Source organism: Achromobacter sp. ISS7, assembly GCF_056523125.1.
Genome location: NZ_JAWRZD010000001.1, coordinates 938527 through 953673, shown reverse-complemented (window position 1 = coordinate 953673; position 15147 = coordinate 938527). Strand labels below are relative to the sequence as shown.

The following is a 15147-nucleotide window of genomic DNA, read 5'->3' as shown; positions in this document are numbered from 1 at the left end:
CCGGTGGCTGCGGTGGGTATCCGGTTTCTGCTTTGCTTTGTGTGCCCCGGGGAGGGGGTGGGTTGATCAGGGCGATTGGGTTCGTAGGTCGCCCCTCGGGCGGGCGCGATCGGCGGTGGGCGCCCACGATTGCGGTCCGGAGCGTTCGCTCCGGACTGCCCCTTCGTCATCCTCGTTGCCGCCTGCGGCGGCTGCCTTCGGATTCCCACGGGCGCATCGAGGTTGCCCACCGCCGATCGCGCCCGCCCGAGGGGCTACGTGCGTCTTGGCTTGTCGCGCTGCTGGACCTGTGGTCGGGGAAGGGAATGTTCAGGGCTGCCAATCTTGGCCGCGCGGGCGGCCAAGATTGGCGTCCAGGTGTTTGGAGGGGTAGCGAATGCGCTGCGCGCCGGTGGTTATTGCGTATCCATCTTCCGCAATGGGGTGGGAGATAGTGAGATGTTGGCCATTCCACGGATGCGGGGAGCGGAAGGTGAAGCGCGTACCGGGTCGTGCGGTCAGTCCACCCTTCTCCACACGCTGGCGAGCCAGGGTTGTTGTTCGCGTGGCAGGCCGTCGGGGCGGTAGTAGTGTTCGAGTTCTTCGAAGCCGGCGGCTTGCAGCAGGGTGCGCCAGCCGTCGAGGTCGTGGTAGGCGCCGTAGCGGCCGCGGTTCCAGCCTTCCTGGTTGGCGCCGCGGGGGTTGGAGCTGAAGAGGATGCCGCGGGGTTTTAGGGTGGCGCGCAGGTCTCGCAGGACGCGGGGCAGTTCCTGGGTGGGGACGTGGAACAGGACGGCGTTGGCGAAGATGCCGTCGAAGCGGGCGGCGGGCAGTTGCAGGTGCAGGAAGTCCTGGTGCCAGACCTCGCAGCCGCTGGCGGCGCGGGCCATGGCGACGAAGCTGGGGGTGCCGTCCAGGCCGACGGCGCGGTGGCCGAGGGCGGTGAAGGTCTTGAGATCGCGGCCGGGGCCGCAGCCCAGGTCGAGGATATCGCAGGGGGGCTCGCCCTCGATGTGGCGCAGCAGCGCGGCGATGTTCTGGCTGACGTCGTGGTCGCGCGTGCCTTGCTCGAAGGATTGGGCGCTTTCTTCGTAATGGGCCAGCGTCAGCGAGGTGATCTTGGCGAGGTCTTCGGCGTCGAGTTTCATGGGACGATTGTGCCGCAAAAAAAAACCGCGCACGTCACCGTGCGCGGGTTTGTGGTCGAGAGCGGCCGGCTAAGGTTCGGCCGGCTGTATTGCGACCGGCTGTATTGCGACCGGCTGCATTGCGACCGGTTCAAGTGCGGCCGGCCGGGGCGCGGCCGGCTCGGGCGCGACCGTCGTCAGGCGGCCAGGCGGCCTTCGATCTTGACCTTGGTGGCGGGCAGGTCTTGCGGCAGGCCCTGGGCCAGCTGGCCGAACAGCTCGTCGTGCAGCGCCAGTTCGTCGCGCCAGGCGCCGGCGTCGACCGACATGACCTGCTCGAACTTGTCGGGGCTGAATTCCAGGCCGGTCCAGTCGATGTCCTGGTAGCTGGGCGAGACGCCGAACACCTGGTCGACGCCGCTGGCCTGGCCGTCGATGCGGCCGAGCATCCAGCGCAGCACGCGCATGTTCTCGCCGAAGCCGGGCCAGACGAACTTGCCGTCGGGGCCCTTGCGGAACCAGTTGACGCAGTAGATGCGCGGCAGCGTGGCGCCGGCGGCCTCGAGCTGCTTGCCCAGGTTGAGCCAGTGGTTGAAGTAGTCGCTCATGTTGTAGCCGCAGAACGGCAGCATGGCGAACGGATCGCGCCGCACCACGCCCTGCTGGCCGACCGCCGCGGCGGTGGTTTCCGAGCCCATGGTGGCGGCCATGTAGACGCCTTCGACCCAGCTGCGGGCCTCGGTCACCAGCGGCACCGTAGTGGAGCGGCGGCCGCCGAAGATGAAGGCGTCGATCACCACGCCCTGCGGGTTCTCCCATTCGGGGTCGATCGACGGGCACTGCGCCGCCGGGGCGGTGAAGCGCGCGTTGGGGTGGGCGGCCTTGCGGCCGGTCTCGCGGGCGATGGCCGGCGTCCAGTCCTGGCCCTGCCAGTCGATCAGGTGCGCGGGCGGCGTGTCGGTCATGCCTTCCCACCAGACGTCGCCGTCGTCGGTCAGGGCGACGTTGGTGAAGATGACGTTGGCCTTGAGCGTGGCCATGGCGTTGAAGTTGGTCTGCTCGCTGGTGCCCGGGGCCACGCCGAAATAGCCGGCCTCGGGGTTGATGGCGTGCAGGCGGCCGTCGGCTCCCGGCTTGATCCAGGCGATGTCGTCGCCGATGGTGGTGACCTTCCAGCCGTCCATGCCCTGCGGCGGGATCAGCATGGCGAAGTTGGTCTTGCCGCAGGCCGACGGGAACGCCGCGGCCACGTGGTACTTGCGGCCCTTGGGCGACGTGACGCCCAGGATCAGCATGTGTTCGGCCAGCCAGCCCTGGTCGCGGCCCATGGTGGAGGCGATGCGCAGCGCGAAGCACTTCTTGCCCAGCAGCGCGTTGCCGCCGTAGCCCGAGCCGAAGCTCCAGATCTCGCGGCTCTTGGGGAAGTGGACGATGTACTTGGTGGCGTTGCAGGGCCAGACCACGTCGGCCTCGCCGGCGGCCAGCGGCTTGCCGACCGAGTGCACGCAGGGCACGAAGTCGCCGTCGGCGCCGAGCACGTCGTAGACCTGCTTGCCCATGCGCGTCATGATGCGCATGTTGACCGCGACGTAGGGGCTGTCGGACAGCTCGACGCCGATGTGGGCGATGTCGGAACCCAGCGGGCCCATCGAGAACGGCACCACGTACAGCGTGCGGCCGCGCATGGCGCCGTCGAACAGGCCATTGAGCGTCGCGCGCATCTCGGCCGGGTCGGCCCAGTTGTTGGTCGGGCCGGCGTCCTCGGGACGGTCGGAGCAGATGAAGGTGCGGTCTTCGACGCGCGCCACGTCGGACGGGTCGGAACAGGCCAGGAACGAATTGGGCCGCTTGGCCGGGTTCAGGCGGCGCATGGTGCCGGCCTGGACCATCAGTTCGCACAGTCGGTCGTATTCTTCCTGCGAACCGTCGCACCATTCGACGCGATCCGGTTTGGCCAGCGCCACCACACTGGCGACCCAGTCGATCAGGCCGCGGTGCTTGACGTACGCGGGTACGTTCAAGGCCGCCAGGCCCCCGTCCAAGGGCTTATTCATTAGGGTTATCTCCATACTAAGGCTAATGGCGATACGGCCCCTTTTGAGTGGGGCCGTATACATGTTTGCGCCATCATACTTGCAGCGCCGGGTCGGCCGTCAACCCGACCAAACGGACGAGTTTGTCACCGGGTTTGTCATCGCTTTTTTCAATGGCCGGCGCGCTCAGGCATAGCTGCCGTCACGCAGGGAACGGCGGATGATCTTGCCGGTGGCGGTCGTGGGCAAACTGGTTACAAAGCGGATGCGGCGCGGGTATTCATGCGCCGCCAGGCGGGTGCGCACGTGCGCCTGCAGCGCCTTGACCAGCGCCTCGTCGCCGGCCACGCCGTCGTGCAGCACCACGTAGGCCATCACCACCTCGGTGCGCTCGGCGTCGGGCACGCCCACCACGGCGGCCATGCGCACCGCGGGGTGGCCCAGCAGGCAGTCCTCGATCGGCCCGGGGCCGATGCGGTAGCCGGCGCTGGTGATGACGTCGTCGTTGCGGCCGACGAAGCGGATGAAGCCGTCGGCGTCGCGCACGCCCATGTCGCCGGTCAGCAGGTAGTCACCGGCGAATTTCTCGGCGGTGGCCTGCGGGTTGTTCCAGTAGCCCAGGAACATCACCGGGTCGGGCCGCAATACGCCGATGTTGCCTTCCTGGCCATCGGCCATTTCGGCGCCCTGCTCATCCACGATGGCGACCCGGTGGCCGGGCGCGGCGCGGCCGATGCTGCCGATGCGCGGCTCGAACAGCGACGAGCACGACGACACCAGCATGTTGCACTCGGTCTGGCCGTAGAACTCGTTGATGGTCACGCCCAGCACGCGCCGGCCCCAGTCGATCAGCTCGGCGCCGAGCGATTCGCCGCCGCTGGCCACCGAGCGCAGCGCCAGCGCGTCCGGCGCGGGCGGTTGGGCCACGCCGCGCATCATCTTGAGCGCGGTGGGCGGCAGGAAGGTGTGGCTGACGCCGTGGCGCGCCATCAGGTCGAAGGCCGCGGCGCCGTCGAATTTCTCGAAGCGCCGCGCCAGCACCGGCACGCCGTGGTGCCAGGCCGGCAGCAGCACGTCCAGCAGGCCGCCGATCCAGGCCCAGTCGGCCGGGGTCCACATCAGCGTGGCGCGCTCGGGGAAGAACTCGTGCGACATCTCCACGCCGGGCAGGTGGCCGAGCAGCACGCGGTGGGCGTGCAACGCGCCCTTGGGCTTGCCGGTGGTGCCCGACGTGTAGATGATGACGGCCGGGTCGTCGGCCGCCGTGGCCGCCGGGTCGAACTGCTCCGGCTCGGCGTCCAGCGAGGCATGGAACGGCAGCGCCCCGCCCTCGCCCGGGCCGTCGATGCAATAGACCGTGCGCAGGGCCGGCAGCGTGGCGCGGATCTCCTGCAGGCGGCGGCAGCCCTCGGCGTCGGTGACCAGCGCGGCGGCGCCGCTGTCGGCCAGCCGGTACTGGATCGCGTCGACGCCGAACAAAGTGAACAGCGGCACCGCCACCGCGCCCAGCTTGTAGACGGCGATGTGGGTCACGGCGGTCTCGGGCGCCTGCGGCAGGTAGACCGCCACGCGGTCGCCGCGCCGCACGCCCTGGCGCCGCAGCGCGTTGGCCAGCTGGTTGCTGCGCGCCTTGATCTGGTCGAAGCTGTAGCGCGTCTGGCTGCCGTCGCTCTTCTCGTGGATCAGCGCCAGGCGGCCGCTGCCGTCGGCCCACTTGTCGCAGGCATCCACGCCGATGTTGTAGGCCGCCGGGACGCGCCATTGGAAGGAGGACGCCAACTGCGCGTAGGTATCGGTTCTGGACAGCATGATGCTCGGGTCTCCGTGTCGCGGTTCTTGTGTTCGCTGTTCTTGTGGTCGTTCTTGTCGTCGCGTGTCTTGTGCGCGCGGGTCTTGTATACGTGTGTCTTTAAGGCGCGGCGCCGCGGGTCGTTATGATAGTAAGCCCCGGCCACTTCCGATCGCCCCACCCATGCAGAAAACCGCCGCCGTCCCGATGCGCCGCCCGCCGGCCAGCGCCAAGTCCGAGCAACGGATACGGGACATCCTGCGGGTCGCGCGGCAGGTGTTTTCCGAGGCCGGCTTCCAGGCCGCCACCACCACCGAGATCGCGCAGCGGCTGGGCGTGTCCGAAGGCACGGTGTTCACCTACTTCGGCGGCAAGCGCGAACTGTGCGTGCGCGTCATCAGCGACTGGTACGACGAGATCATCGCCAAGGTCGAGGACAACCTGCCGCTGGTGCAGGGCACGCGCGCCCGGCTGCATTACCTGGTGCATGCCCACCTGCGCCACCTGCTGGCCGAGGGCACCGGGCTGTGCGCCTTCATCCTGTCCGAAGGCCGCGCCCGCAACGACGATTTCGGCGAGATCTACGCCGGCCTGCAGCGGCGCTACACGGCGCCGCTGATGCGCATCCTGGCGCAGGGCCAGGCCGACGGCCACATCCGCCAGGACATGCCGCTGCGCCTGCTGCGCTCGGCGGTCTACGGCCCGATGGAACACGTGCTGTGGGACGCCATCCTGGGCGGCGCGCGGGTCGACGTGGCCACCACCGCCGACCACCTGGTCGACTTCCTGTGGCAGGCGCTGCAGCCGCCGCGCCGCGACGCCCTGGCGCTGGCGCAGTTCCGCGGGGAAGTGCAAGACGCCCTGCATCGGCTTCAGTCCGCCGAGAACAAGGACGGCGGCGCGTACTGAGGAAAGCCGTCGTAGGCGTCGCCGCGCTCGGCCGGCGGCAGGGTCCAGGAATGGCGCGCGTTGGGCACGCCGCCATCGACGCGGATGACGCTGCCATTGATGAAGGCCGCCGCCGGCGACAGCAGGAACACCACCGCCGCCGCCAGCTCGGCCTCGGTGCCGAAGCGCTGCAGCGGCACCTTGGCGGCCAGCCCGCGCAGCACCGCGCGGTATTCCTCGTCGTAGCTGTCCATGCCGCTGGAGGCGATCCAGCCCGGCGCCACCGCGTTCACGCGCACGCCGGCGTGGGCCCATTCGCAGGCCGCCGTCTCGGTCAGGTTCCAGACGCCGGCGCGGGCCGCGCCGGAATGCCCCATGCCGGGCATGCCGCCCCAGATGTCGGCCAGCATGTTGACGATGGCGCCGCCGTGCTGGCGCATGTGCTGGGTGTAGACCTCGCGCGCCACCAGGAAGGTGCCGTGCAGGTTGTTCTGCACCACCGCGTTCCAGCCGTTGAAGCTGATCTGCTCCAGCGGCGCCGGGAACTGGCCGCCGGCGCAGTTGAACAGGCCGTCGATGGCCCCATGCGCGGCCAGCGCGTCGGCCACCGCGCCGCGCACGCCGGCTTCGTCGCGGATGTCGCAGGCGTGCAGCGTGATGCGGCCGGCGGCCTCGGGGTAGATGCGCGCCAGTTCATCGCGCGTGGCCGCCAGCTTTTCCGGCTTGCGGCCCACCAGCGCCAGGCCCGCGCCCAGCGAGGCCAGTTCGTGCGCGGTGCAGCGGCCCAGGCCGCTGCCGCCACCGGTCACCATGACCGTCTTGCCATCGAACAGGCCCGGCCGGAAGACCGACGCGTAGCGCGCCGCAGCGCCCTCGCCCTCGGGGGAATGGCTCATGTCTCGCTCCATCGTTATTTTTTTGAGGATAACTCAATATTCGCCCTACAAATATCCCGTATTGGCGTAACACCCTATATCTACGTCGAATTGGTCCGGGTTATTAATTGAGTGGAAATCAATATACGGAGACCCGCATGACATCCGACAGCCCGCTGCTGGCGACCCGCGATGGCCCCGTCGCCCGCCTGACGCTGAACCGCCCCGACCTGCGCAACGCCTTCGACGAGACGCTGATCGCGGCCCTGACCGCCGCGGTGCGCGAGGCGGCGGACGATCCAGCCGTGCGGGTGCTGCTGCTGACCGGCGCGGGCAAGGCCTTCTGCGCCGGCGGCGACCTGAACTGGATGCGCCAGATGGGCACGCTGACGGACGCCGACAACCGCGCCGACGCCGCCCGCCTGGCCGACATGCTGCGCGTCATCTGGACCTGCCCCAAGCCGGTGGTGGCCGCCGTCAACGGCGATGCCTATGCCGGCGGCATGGGCCTGGTGGCCGCGTGCGACATCGCCGTCGCCGCCGACCATGCGCAGTTCTGCCTCTCGGAAACCCGCCTGGGCCTGCTGCCGGCCACCATCAGCCCCTACGTCATCCGCGCGATGGGCGAGCGCGCCGCCAACCGCTACTGCCTGACCGCCGAGCGCTTCGACGCCGCGGCCGCCTACCGCATGGGGCTGCTGCACGGCGTGGTGCCGGCCGCGCGATTGCGGGACGAAGCCGAGGCGATCTGCCGCGCCCTGTGCGACAACGGCCCGCAGGCGGTGCAGGCCAGCAAGCGGCTGGTGCGCGACTTCGCGGGCCGGCCGCTGGACGCCGCGCTGATCGCCGATTCAGTCGAACGCATCGCCACCGTGCGCGGCTCGGACGAAGCGCGGGAAGGCGTGGGCGCCTTCCTCGAAAAGCGCCAACCCGCCTGGCGCGCGCCGTGACGCGCCACGTGACGCGCCACACCGCGGACCGCGGCGCCCCGGCCGCATCGCCAGCGATGCCCCGCGCGGGCCAGGGGAAATATCCGGGTTAACCCCAGCCGGCGTTTAACATGCGGGCTTCGTCCACAAGAGAAGCCGCATGCCTGCCTGCCGTCGCGCCGCCTGGAAACGTGAAATCGTCGCCACCCTGCTGCTGAGCCTGCCGCTGGTGCTGACCAATCTCGCCCAGATCGCCATGACGGTGACGGACGTGATGTTCATCGGCCACCTGGGCTCGCAGCCGCTGGCGGCGAGCGCGCTGGGCGCCAACCTGTATTCGGCCATCGCCTTCTTCGCGCTGGGCCTGGTCAGCGCCACCGCGCCGATGGTGGCACGCGCCGAGGGCGCGCGCCGCAACTCGGTGCGCGACGTGCGCCGCACCGTGCGCCAGGGCCTGTGGACCGCGGTGCTGGTCTCGGTGCCGGGCTGCCTGGCGCTCTGGTATGGCGAGCAGATCCTGCTGTTGCTGCGCCAGCCGCCCGAGCTGGCGGCGCCGGCCGGCCAGTACCTGCGCGCCCTGCTCTGGGCCATGCCGCCGTTCCTGGGATTCCTGGTGCTGCGTTCGTTCGTGGCCGCGCTGCAGCAGGCGCGCTGGGCCTTCATCGTGGCGGTCGGCGCGATCCTGTTCAACGTGCTGGGCAACTGGGTGCTGGTGTTCGGCAACCTCGGCTTTCCGGCGCTGGGCCTGATCGGCGCGGGCGTGGCCAGCGCGGTCGCCAGCCTGAGCCTGTTCCTGGGCATGGTCGTGGTGGTGCTGCGCGACCGGCGTTTCCGCCGCTATCGCCTGTTCGGCGATCTGTTGCAGCCCGACTGGAAGCGCCTGAAGGCGTTCTGGAAACTGGGCCTGCCGATCGGCGTGGCCACCGCCTTCGAGGTCACCATCTTCAATGCCGCGGCCTTCCTGATCGGCTGGCTGGGTGAATCCGAGCTGGCGGCGCACGCCATCGCCATCCAGATCGCCAGCGTGACCTTCATGATTCCCTACGGCGTGGCCCAGGCGGCCACGGTGCGGGTCGGCTACGCCCAGGGCGCGGGCGACAGCGTGGGCGTGACCCGCGCCGGCTGGAGCGCTTTCGGCCTGGGCATCGGCTCGATGGTGATCGCCGCGGCCCTGATGGTGACCGTGCCGTACGCGCTGGTGTCGGTGTTCATGGACGTGCGCGATCCAGCCAACGCCAAAGTGCTGGCCTTCGCGGTCAGCTATCTGGCGGTGGCGGCGGTGTTCCAGATCGTCGACGGCGCGCAGGTGCTGGGCGCGGGCATGCTGCGCGGCCTGCACGACACGCGCGTGCCGATGATCTATGCGGCGATCGGCTATTGGGGCGTGGGCCTGCCCTGCGGCGCCTGGCTGGCGTTCCAGGCGGGCTGGCGCGGGGTCGGCATCTGGAGCGGACTGGCGATCGGCCTGTCGGTGGTGGCGGTGCTGATGATGCAGCGCTGGGCCCGTCGCGGCACGCTGGGGCTGGTGGGGCGGCGCGTGTCCCACATGCCATAATCGCCGATGCATTTCCTGGAACCTCCATGCCCACCGATTCGCCCGCTTTGCCCCCGTCCTTTCCGCCCCTGAACGCCGAGCGCCTGTGGGCGCGCGTCGAGACCCTGTCGCGCTACACCCTGCCCGACCAGCCCTGGACCCGCCGCGCGTTCTCGCCGCTGTTCCTCGAGGCGCGCGACTGGCTGCGCGGTGAATTCGAGGCAGCGGGCCTGACCACGCGCCTGGACGCCGGCGGCAACCTGGTCGGCACCCGCGCCGGCCGCAGCGCGCAACGCAAACCCATCGCCACCGGCTCGCACTGCGACACCGTCATGAGCGGCGGCCGCTTCGACGGCATCATCGGCGTGCTGGCCGGCATCGAGGTCGCCCACGCGATGCAGGAACACGGCATCGAACTGGAACACCCGTTCGAGGTCATCGACTTCCTGTCGGAAGAGCCCAGCGACTACGGCATCTCGTGCGTCGGCAGCCGCGCCCTGAGCGGCCAGCTCAGCGCCGACATGCTGGCCGCCCGCAACGCCGACGGCGAGACGCTGGCGCAAGGCATCGCCCGCATCGGCGGCGATCCGGCCGCGCTGACGCGGCCCTTGCGCGGCGCGGACGGCACCGCCGCCTTCGTCGAACTGCACATCGAGCAAGGCCCCGTGCTGGAAAGCCGCCAGCTGCCGATCGGCGTGGTCACCAACATCGTCGGCATCCGCCGCGTGCTGATCACGGTCGAAGGCCAGCCCGACCATGCCGGCACCACGCCCATGGACATCCGCCGCGACGCCCTGGTCGGCGCGGCCCGCATCATCGACGCCGCCAGCCGCCAGGCCAGCGCCGCCAGCGGCAATCCGCACTACGTGGTCGCCACCGTCGGCAAGCTCGCCATGACGCCCAACGCCGCCAACGCCGTGCCCGGCCGCGTCGAGCTGACGCTGGAAATGCGCAGCGACAGCAACGCCGTGCTCGACACCTTCCCCGAGACGCTGATGGCCGGCGTGGCCGCCGACCTGAAGGCGCTGCGCCTGACTGCCGGCTTCGTGCCACTGAGCCGGGCCCAGCCCACCGACTGCACGCCGCTGGTGATGGACGCGGTGCAGACGGCCGCCGACCAGCTCGGCTACGCCAACATGCGCCTGCCCAGCGGCGCCGGCCACGACGCCGTCTACATGGCGCCCACCGGCCCCATCGGCATGATCTTCATCCCCTGCCTGAACGGGCGCAGCCACTGCCCCGAGGAATGGATCGAGCCGGCGCAGCTGCTGGACGGCACCCGCGTGCTGTACCAGACCGTGCTGGAACTGGATCGCAGGCTGTCCCAATAACCTCCACCCCGATGCCGCCATGGACCAGATAGAACTGAACGACAGCACCGCCGACCGCTACCTGCTGGACACCCCCGGCCTGACGCTGCTGGTGTTCCACAGCCGCACCTGCGGCACCTGCCGCATCGCGCGCGAACAGCTGCCGAAGCTGGACCTGCCGGTGGAGCGCGTGTGCTGGGTCGATGCCGGCGAGAACGGCGGCCTGGTGGAACGCTACGAGGTCTTCCACCTGCCGGCCATGTTCGTGACCCGCGACGGCGCCTTCTTCGGCCCGGTGCAGGCCAGCCTGGCCGAATGGGACCTGCGCCAGCAGATCGGACTGGCGCTGGACAGCTACCCGGCCGAACTGCCATGAGCGCCGTCGCCGCCCTCGCGCCCCCGGTCCGCCGTCCGCTGGACTCGCTGGCCACCGGCGTGATGCTGCTGCTGTGCGTCTGCTGGGGCTTCCAGCAGATCGCCATCAAGCTGGTGGCCGCCGACATCTCGCCCATCATGCAGGTCGGCCTGCGCTCGGCCTTCGCGGCGCTGGTGCTGGGCGTGGTGGTATGGCGCGGCGAAGGCTCGCGCGCGCTGCGCGACGGCACGCTGGGCGCCGGCATCCTGGTGGGGCTGCTGTTCGGCTTCGAGTTCCTGGCGATCGCGCAGGGGCTGGTCTACACGACGGCCTCGCACATGTCGGTGTTCCTCTACACCGCGCCGATCTTCACCGCGCTGGGGCTGCACTGGCGCGTGCCCGAGGAACGCATGGCGCCGCTGCAATGGCTGGGCGTGGCGGTGGCGTTCGGCGGCATCGCCGTGGCCTTCCTGGGCAATGGCCAGCCGCAGGCAGCCGCGGCCGCCAGCAACATGCTGCTGGGCGATGCGCTGGGCCTGCTGGGCGGGCTGCTGTGGGGCGCCACCACGGTCGCGATCCGCCGCACCGCGCTGTCGGAAGCGGCGCCGTCCAAGACCCTGTTCTACCAGATGGCGATCGCCGCGCTGGTGCTGCTGGCGTATGCGGCCGCCACCGGCAACGCCGGCATCCGCTACACGCCGTCGGCCATGCTGAGCGTGGCGTTCCAGTCGGTGGTGGTGGCGCTGTCGAGCTATCTGGCGTGGTTCTGGCTGCTGCGGCGCTACCTGGCCTCGCGCCTGTCGATCCTGTCGTTCATGACGCCGCTGTTCGGCGTGTCCTTCGGCGTGCTGATCCTGGACGAGCCGCTGGACGGCGCGTTCGTGATCGGCGCCCTGATGGTGCTGGCCGGCATCTCGCTGGTGAGCGGCGCCGGCCTGCTGCGCGAGAAGCTGCGGCGCGGCCGGCGGACCTGACCGGCGCCGGGCCCGCGCGCCGGCCTTCAGGCCCGGCGCGCGCCGCCCAGGTTCAAGACGATCAGCGCCGCGCCCGCCAGCACCAGCGCGAAGCCCCACCAGTCGGCCGCGGCGGGGCGATCCCCCACCAGCGCCATCGCGCCCAGCACGCCGACCACCGGCACCATCAGCGTGGTCAGGGCAGCCACCGTGGCGCTGACCCGTTCGCTCAGCACGAACCACAGCCAGTACGCCACCGCCGTGCCCAGCACGATGTGGAACGTCAGCGCCGCCGCCACCCGCGGGCTCCAGCCCTGCAGCGGAAACGCCTCGCCGGCCAGCAACACGCCCGCCAGCGCGCAGGCCGCGCCCACCGCCAGCTGCCACGCCGTCACCACGATGCGATGCCCCATCACCGGCCAGCGCTTCAGGTAGACCGTGCCGGCGGCCCACCCGAAGGCGGCGGTGAGCGGAAACACCAAGCCGCGCGCGGCGGCCAGGTCATGATCGGCAAAGATGGCGCGCAGCACCGGCCAGGCCAGCACCACCACGCCCAGGCCGCCCAGCAGCAGCGCCAGGCCGCGACGGCGGTCCAGCCGTTCGCCCAGCACGGCCCACGCCAGCAGCGCCGACATCATCGGCATGGTGAAGGTCAGCACCGCCGCGCGCGAGGTGCTGGTGCTGAGCTGGGCCCAGGCCACCGCCAGGTTGAACACCGCCACGGCCAAGATGCCGCCGATGACGATGCCCGGCCAGGAGGCGCGCGGCGGCAGCAGCGGCAGCCCCTTGGCGCGCGCCAGCGCCAGCAGCAGCAAGGCGCCGCTGCCCAGCCCCAGCAGGCGCAGGGTGAACGGCGGGCAGATCGACAGCACGATCTTGACCGCCGGCCAGTTCAGGCCCCAGAACAGCGCCAACGCAACCGGGATCAGGCGCACGCGGCCTTTTCCCGGGCGATCAGCGCTGCCAGGCCCTGGCGCTGGTTGCCTTCGGCGTCGAAGTTGTCGGGGCTGAGCCAGCTTTCGTAGGCCGCGCGCAGGGCGGGCCATTCGCTGTCGATGATCGAGAACCAGGCGGTGTCGCGGCTGCGGCCGCGATAGACGATGGCCTGGCGGAAGATGCCCTCGAACTGGAAGCCCAGGCGGGCTGCCGCCGAGCGCGACGGCGCGTTCAGGCTGTCGCACTTCCATTCATAGCGGCGGTAGCCCAGCTCGTCGAAGGCGCGGCGCATCAGCAGGAACTGCGCCTCGGTGGCGATGCGGGTGCGCTTGAGCAGGCGCGAAAACGCCACGTGGCCGACCTCGATCACGCCGTGCGCGGGTTCGATGCGCATCAGCGACAACGAACCGACCGCTCGGCCGCTGGCCAGGTCGATGACGGCGTGGTGGAACGGGTCGCTGCCCGGCTGCGCCTGCGCCTGCTCGGCGAACTTGCGGTAGGCGGCCTCGTCGGCAAAGGGGCCGGCGGACATGTAGGTCCAGTCGCTGCCGTCGGGCGCCTGGTTGAAGGCATGGAACAGGTCGGCCGCGTGGCGCTCAGCCGACAGCGGTTCGAGGCGGCAGTAGCGGCCCTGCGCGTTCGCCATGGGCGGGCGCGGACGCGGCGTCCAGTCGGGGAGCGCGGGGCCGACGGGTTGTTGGTATTCATTGACGCGGGGTTGCATGCTGCGAGGCCTTGTCCAGGTTGGAAAGCGGGGGGAAACGCCGCCGCCATCGGCGGGCGCCAGCCAGGGTTTTTCCGTCGCGGCGGCCCTGGCATGCTCCCACGATAGCCAAATCGTGGCATGATAAAAAGCACCACGACCCTTGAATTTAATAGAGCCATGACCGACCAAGCCGCCCTGCTCTCCAGCCCGCTGGCGCGCGGGCCGGGCGCCCTGCCGCGCCAGCGCCAGCTGATCCAGCGGCTCAAGCAGGCCATCCTGGCGGGCCAGCTGCCCGCCGGCGGCAAGCTGCCGGCCTCGCGCGTGCTGGCCGACGAGCTCGACATCTCGCGCAACACGGTGCTGATCGCCTATGAACAGCTGACGGCCGAGGGTTATGTCATCGCCGACCGCCAGGGCACCCGCGTGGCGCCGTTGTCGGCCACGGCCGCCAGCGCCGCGAGACAGGCCGCCCAGCGGGCCACCGGGCGGGCCGCGGATCAAGCCACTGAACACACTACCGGGCAGACCGCCGGGCAAGCCACCGGGCGCACCCTCCCCGAAGCGCCGGCCTTCCGCACCGCCACGCGGCTGTCGCGCATCGTCTCGACGCGCGCGCCCAACGACGGCTCGCTGCCGCTCACGCCGGGCACGCCGGCCCTGACCCAGTTCCCCATCAACGCCTGGCGCCGGGCCCAGGACCGGGCGCTGCAGGCCGCCCCCGCCGCCACCCTGGGCTACGGCCCGCCGGTGGGCGAACCGGCGCTGCGCGAAGCCATCGCCCAATACCTGCGGGTCTCGCGCGGGGTACGCTGCGACGCCTCGCGCATCGTCATCACCGAAGGCGCCCAGGGCGCGCTGGCGCTGTGCGTGCAACTGCTGACCAACCCCGGCGACACCGCCTGGCTCGAAGAGCCCGGCTACCGGGGCGCCAAGTCGGCTTTCCACGCGGGCGACCTGAACGTGGTGGCGATGCGGGTCGACGCCGATGGCGTGGCGATCACCGACGACGACTGGCGCACCCGGCCGCCGCGCCTGATCCAGACCACGCCGACGCACCAGTATCCGACCGGCGCCGTGCTGTCGCTGGCGCGCCGGCTCGACCTGCTGGAACGGGCGCGCCACGCCGGCGCCTGGATCATCGAGGACGACTACGACAGCGAATTCCGCCACCAGGGCGAGCCGATCGCCGCGATGCAGGGCCTGCTGCCGGACGCGCCGGTGCTGTACGTGGGCACCTTCAGCAAGACCATGTTCCCCGCCCTGCGGCTGGGCTTCCTGGTGCTGCCACAGGCCATCGCCGAACCGGCCATGCCGTCGATCACGGAAATGCTGCGCGGCGGGCACCGGCTGGAACAGCTGACCATGGCCGCCTTCATCGACAACGGCCAGTTCTCGCGCCACCTGGGCCGCATGCGGCGGCTGTACCGCGACCGCCAGGCGGCGCTGCGCGAGGCGCTGGCGCGGCACCTGGGCGTCGACCATGAAGTGCTGGGCGGCCACAGTGGCCTGCACCTGACGGTGCGGCTGCCGCCGGACATTCCGGACCGCGCCATCGTCGAACAGGCGCGCCAGCTGGGCATGAATCCCAACGCGCTGTCGACCTTCGCCATCACGCCGCAGCCGCAGGACAACGGCCTGGTGATCGGCTACGGCAACACCAGCGCCGACCGTTTCCCGGCGCTGGTCCGGCAATTGGGCCGGCTGGCCACGACGCCGCGACGCTGACGCGCGGC

The 15147-nt window shown here is 70.6% G+C and carries 13 protein-coding genes; 7 read left to right on the top strand and 6 right to left on the bottom strand.

The window, feature by feature from the left end:
- Positions 1 to 497: 497 nt before the first annotated feature.
- From AC1HFW_RS04425 to AC1HFW_RS04415, 3 genes are all read right to left on the bottom strand, one after another.
- Positions 498 to 1127 (bottom strand): class I SAM-dependent DNA methyltransferase, encoded by a 630-nt coding sequence (locus tag AC1HFW_RS04425; protein WP_479281971.1) that lies wholly within the window; start codon positions 1125 to 1127, stop codon positions 498 to 500.
- A 176-nt stretch (positions 1128 to 1303) separates the two neighbouring features.
- Entirely contained in the window at positions 1304 to 3160 is a 1857-nt protein-coding gene (locus AC1HFW_RS04420; RefSeq protein ID WP_061071695.1) for a phosphoenolpyruvate carboxykinase (GTP), read from the bottom strand.
- 165 nt (positions 3161 to 3325) lie between these two features.
- Positions 3326 to 4948 carry an acyl-CoA synthetase gene (locus AC1HFW_RS04415; RefSeq protein WP_479281969.1) on the bottom strand — a complete coding sequence of 541 codons (1623 nt, stop codon included), beginning with the start codon at positions 4946 to 4948 and terminating at the stop codon, positions 3326 to 3328.
- 163 nt (positions 4949 to 5111) lie between these two features.
- Here AC1HFW_RS04415 and AC1HFW_RS04410 point away from each other — a divergent pair, with 163 nt between their 5' ends.
- On the top strand, positions 5112 to 5837 hold the full coding sequence (locus AC1HFW_RS04410; protein WP_006394169.1) for a TetR/AcrR family transcriptional regulator: 726 nt from the start codon (positions 5112 to 5114) through the stop codon (positions 5835 to 5837).
- On the opposite strand, the gene AC1HFW_RS04405 is transcribed toward AC1HFW_RS04410, so the two are convergent.
- Complete coding sequence (locus AC1HFW_RS04405) at positions 5801 to 6712, bottom strand: SDR family oxidoreductase (RefSeq protein ID WP_479281967.1); 912 nt, start codon at positions 6710 to 6712, stop codon at positions 5801 to 5803. The two genes, AC1HFW_RS04410 and AC1HFW_RS04405, sit on opposite strands and share 37 nt — an antisense overlap.
- A gap of 137 nt (positions 6713 to 6849) precedes the next feature.
- Between AC1HFW_RS04405 and AC1HFW_RS04400 the strand changes: the two genes are divergently transcribed.
- The 5 genes from AC1HFW_RS04400 to AC1HFW_RS04380 all read left to right on the top strand — a co-directional run bounded on the left by AC1HFW_RS04400 (position 6850) and on the right by AC1HFW_RS04380 (position 11793).
- Entirely contained in the window at positions 6850 to 7641 is a 792-nt protein-coding gene (locus tag AC1HFW_RS04400; protein ID WP_479281965.1) for an enoyl-CoA hydratase/isomerase family protein, read from the top strand.
- A 139-nt stretch (positions 7642 to 7780) separates the two neighbouring features.
- Entirely contained in the window at positions 7781 to 9175 is a 1395-nt protein-coding gene (locus AC1HFW_RS04395) for an MATE family efflux transporter (RefSeq protein ID WP_006394166.1), read from the top strand.
- Between the two features lie 47 nt (positions 9176 to 9222).
- A complete protein-coding gene (locus AC1HFW_RS04390; RefSeq protein ID WP_479286458.1) occupies positions 9223 to 10485 on the top strand; it encodes an allantoate amidohydrolase in 1263 nt (420 codons plus the stop codon).
- Positions 10486 to 10504: 19 nt separating this feature from the next.
- Positions 10505 to 10840 carry a thioredoxin family protein gene (locus AC1HFW_RS04385; protein ID WP_006394163.1) on the top strand — a complete coding sequence of 112 codons (336 nt, stop codon included), beginning with the start codon at positions 10505 to 10507 and terminating at the stop codon, positions 10838 to 10840.
- Complete coding sequence (locus AC1HFW_RS04380; protein ID WP_479281963.1) at positions 10837 to 11793, top strand: DMT family transporter; 957 nt, start codon at positions 10837 to 10839, stop codon at positions 11791 to 11793. The genes AC1HFW_RS04385 and AC1HFW_RS04380 overlap by 4 nt, the downstream gene beginning before the upstream one ends.
- A 26-nt stretch (positions 11794 to 11819) precedes the next feature.
- Here AC1HFW_RS04380 and AC1HFW_RS04375 read toward each other — a convergent pair whose 3' ends face one another.
- Both AC1HFW_RS04375 and AC1HFW_RS04370 read right to left on the bottom strand, forming a co-directional pair.
- On the bottom strand, positions 11820 to 12707 hold the full coding sequence (locus tag AC1HFW_RS04375) for a DMT family transporter (protein WP_479281961.1): 888 nt from the start codon (positions 12705 to 12707) through the stop codon (positions 11820 to 11822).
- Entirely contained in the window at positions 12698 to 13432 is a 735-nt protein-coding gene (locus tag AC1HFW_RS04370; protein ID WP_116523037.1) for a GNAT family N-acetyltransferase, read from the bottom strand. Before AC1HFW_RS04370 ends, AC1HFW_RS04375 begins: the two co-directional genes overlap by 10 nt.
- Positions 13433 to 13552: 120 nt before the next feature.
- On the opposite strand from AC1HFW_RS04370, the gene pdxR reads away from it, so the two are divergent.
- Entirely contained in the window at positions 13553 to 15139 is a 1587-nt protein-coding gene (pdxR, locus tag AC1HFW_RS04365; protein ID WP_479281959.1) for a MocR-like pyridoxine biosynthesis transcription factor PdxR, read from the top strand.
- Positions 15140 to 15147: the final 8 nt, after the last annotated feature.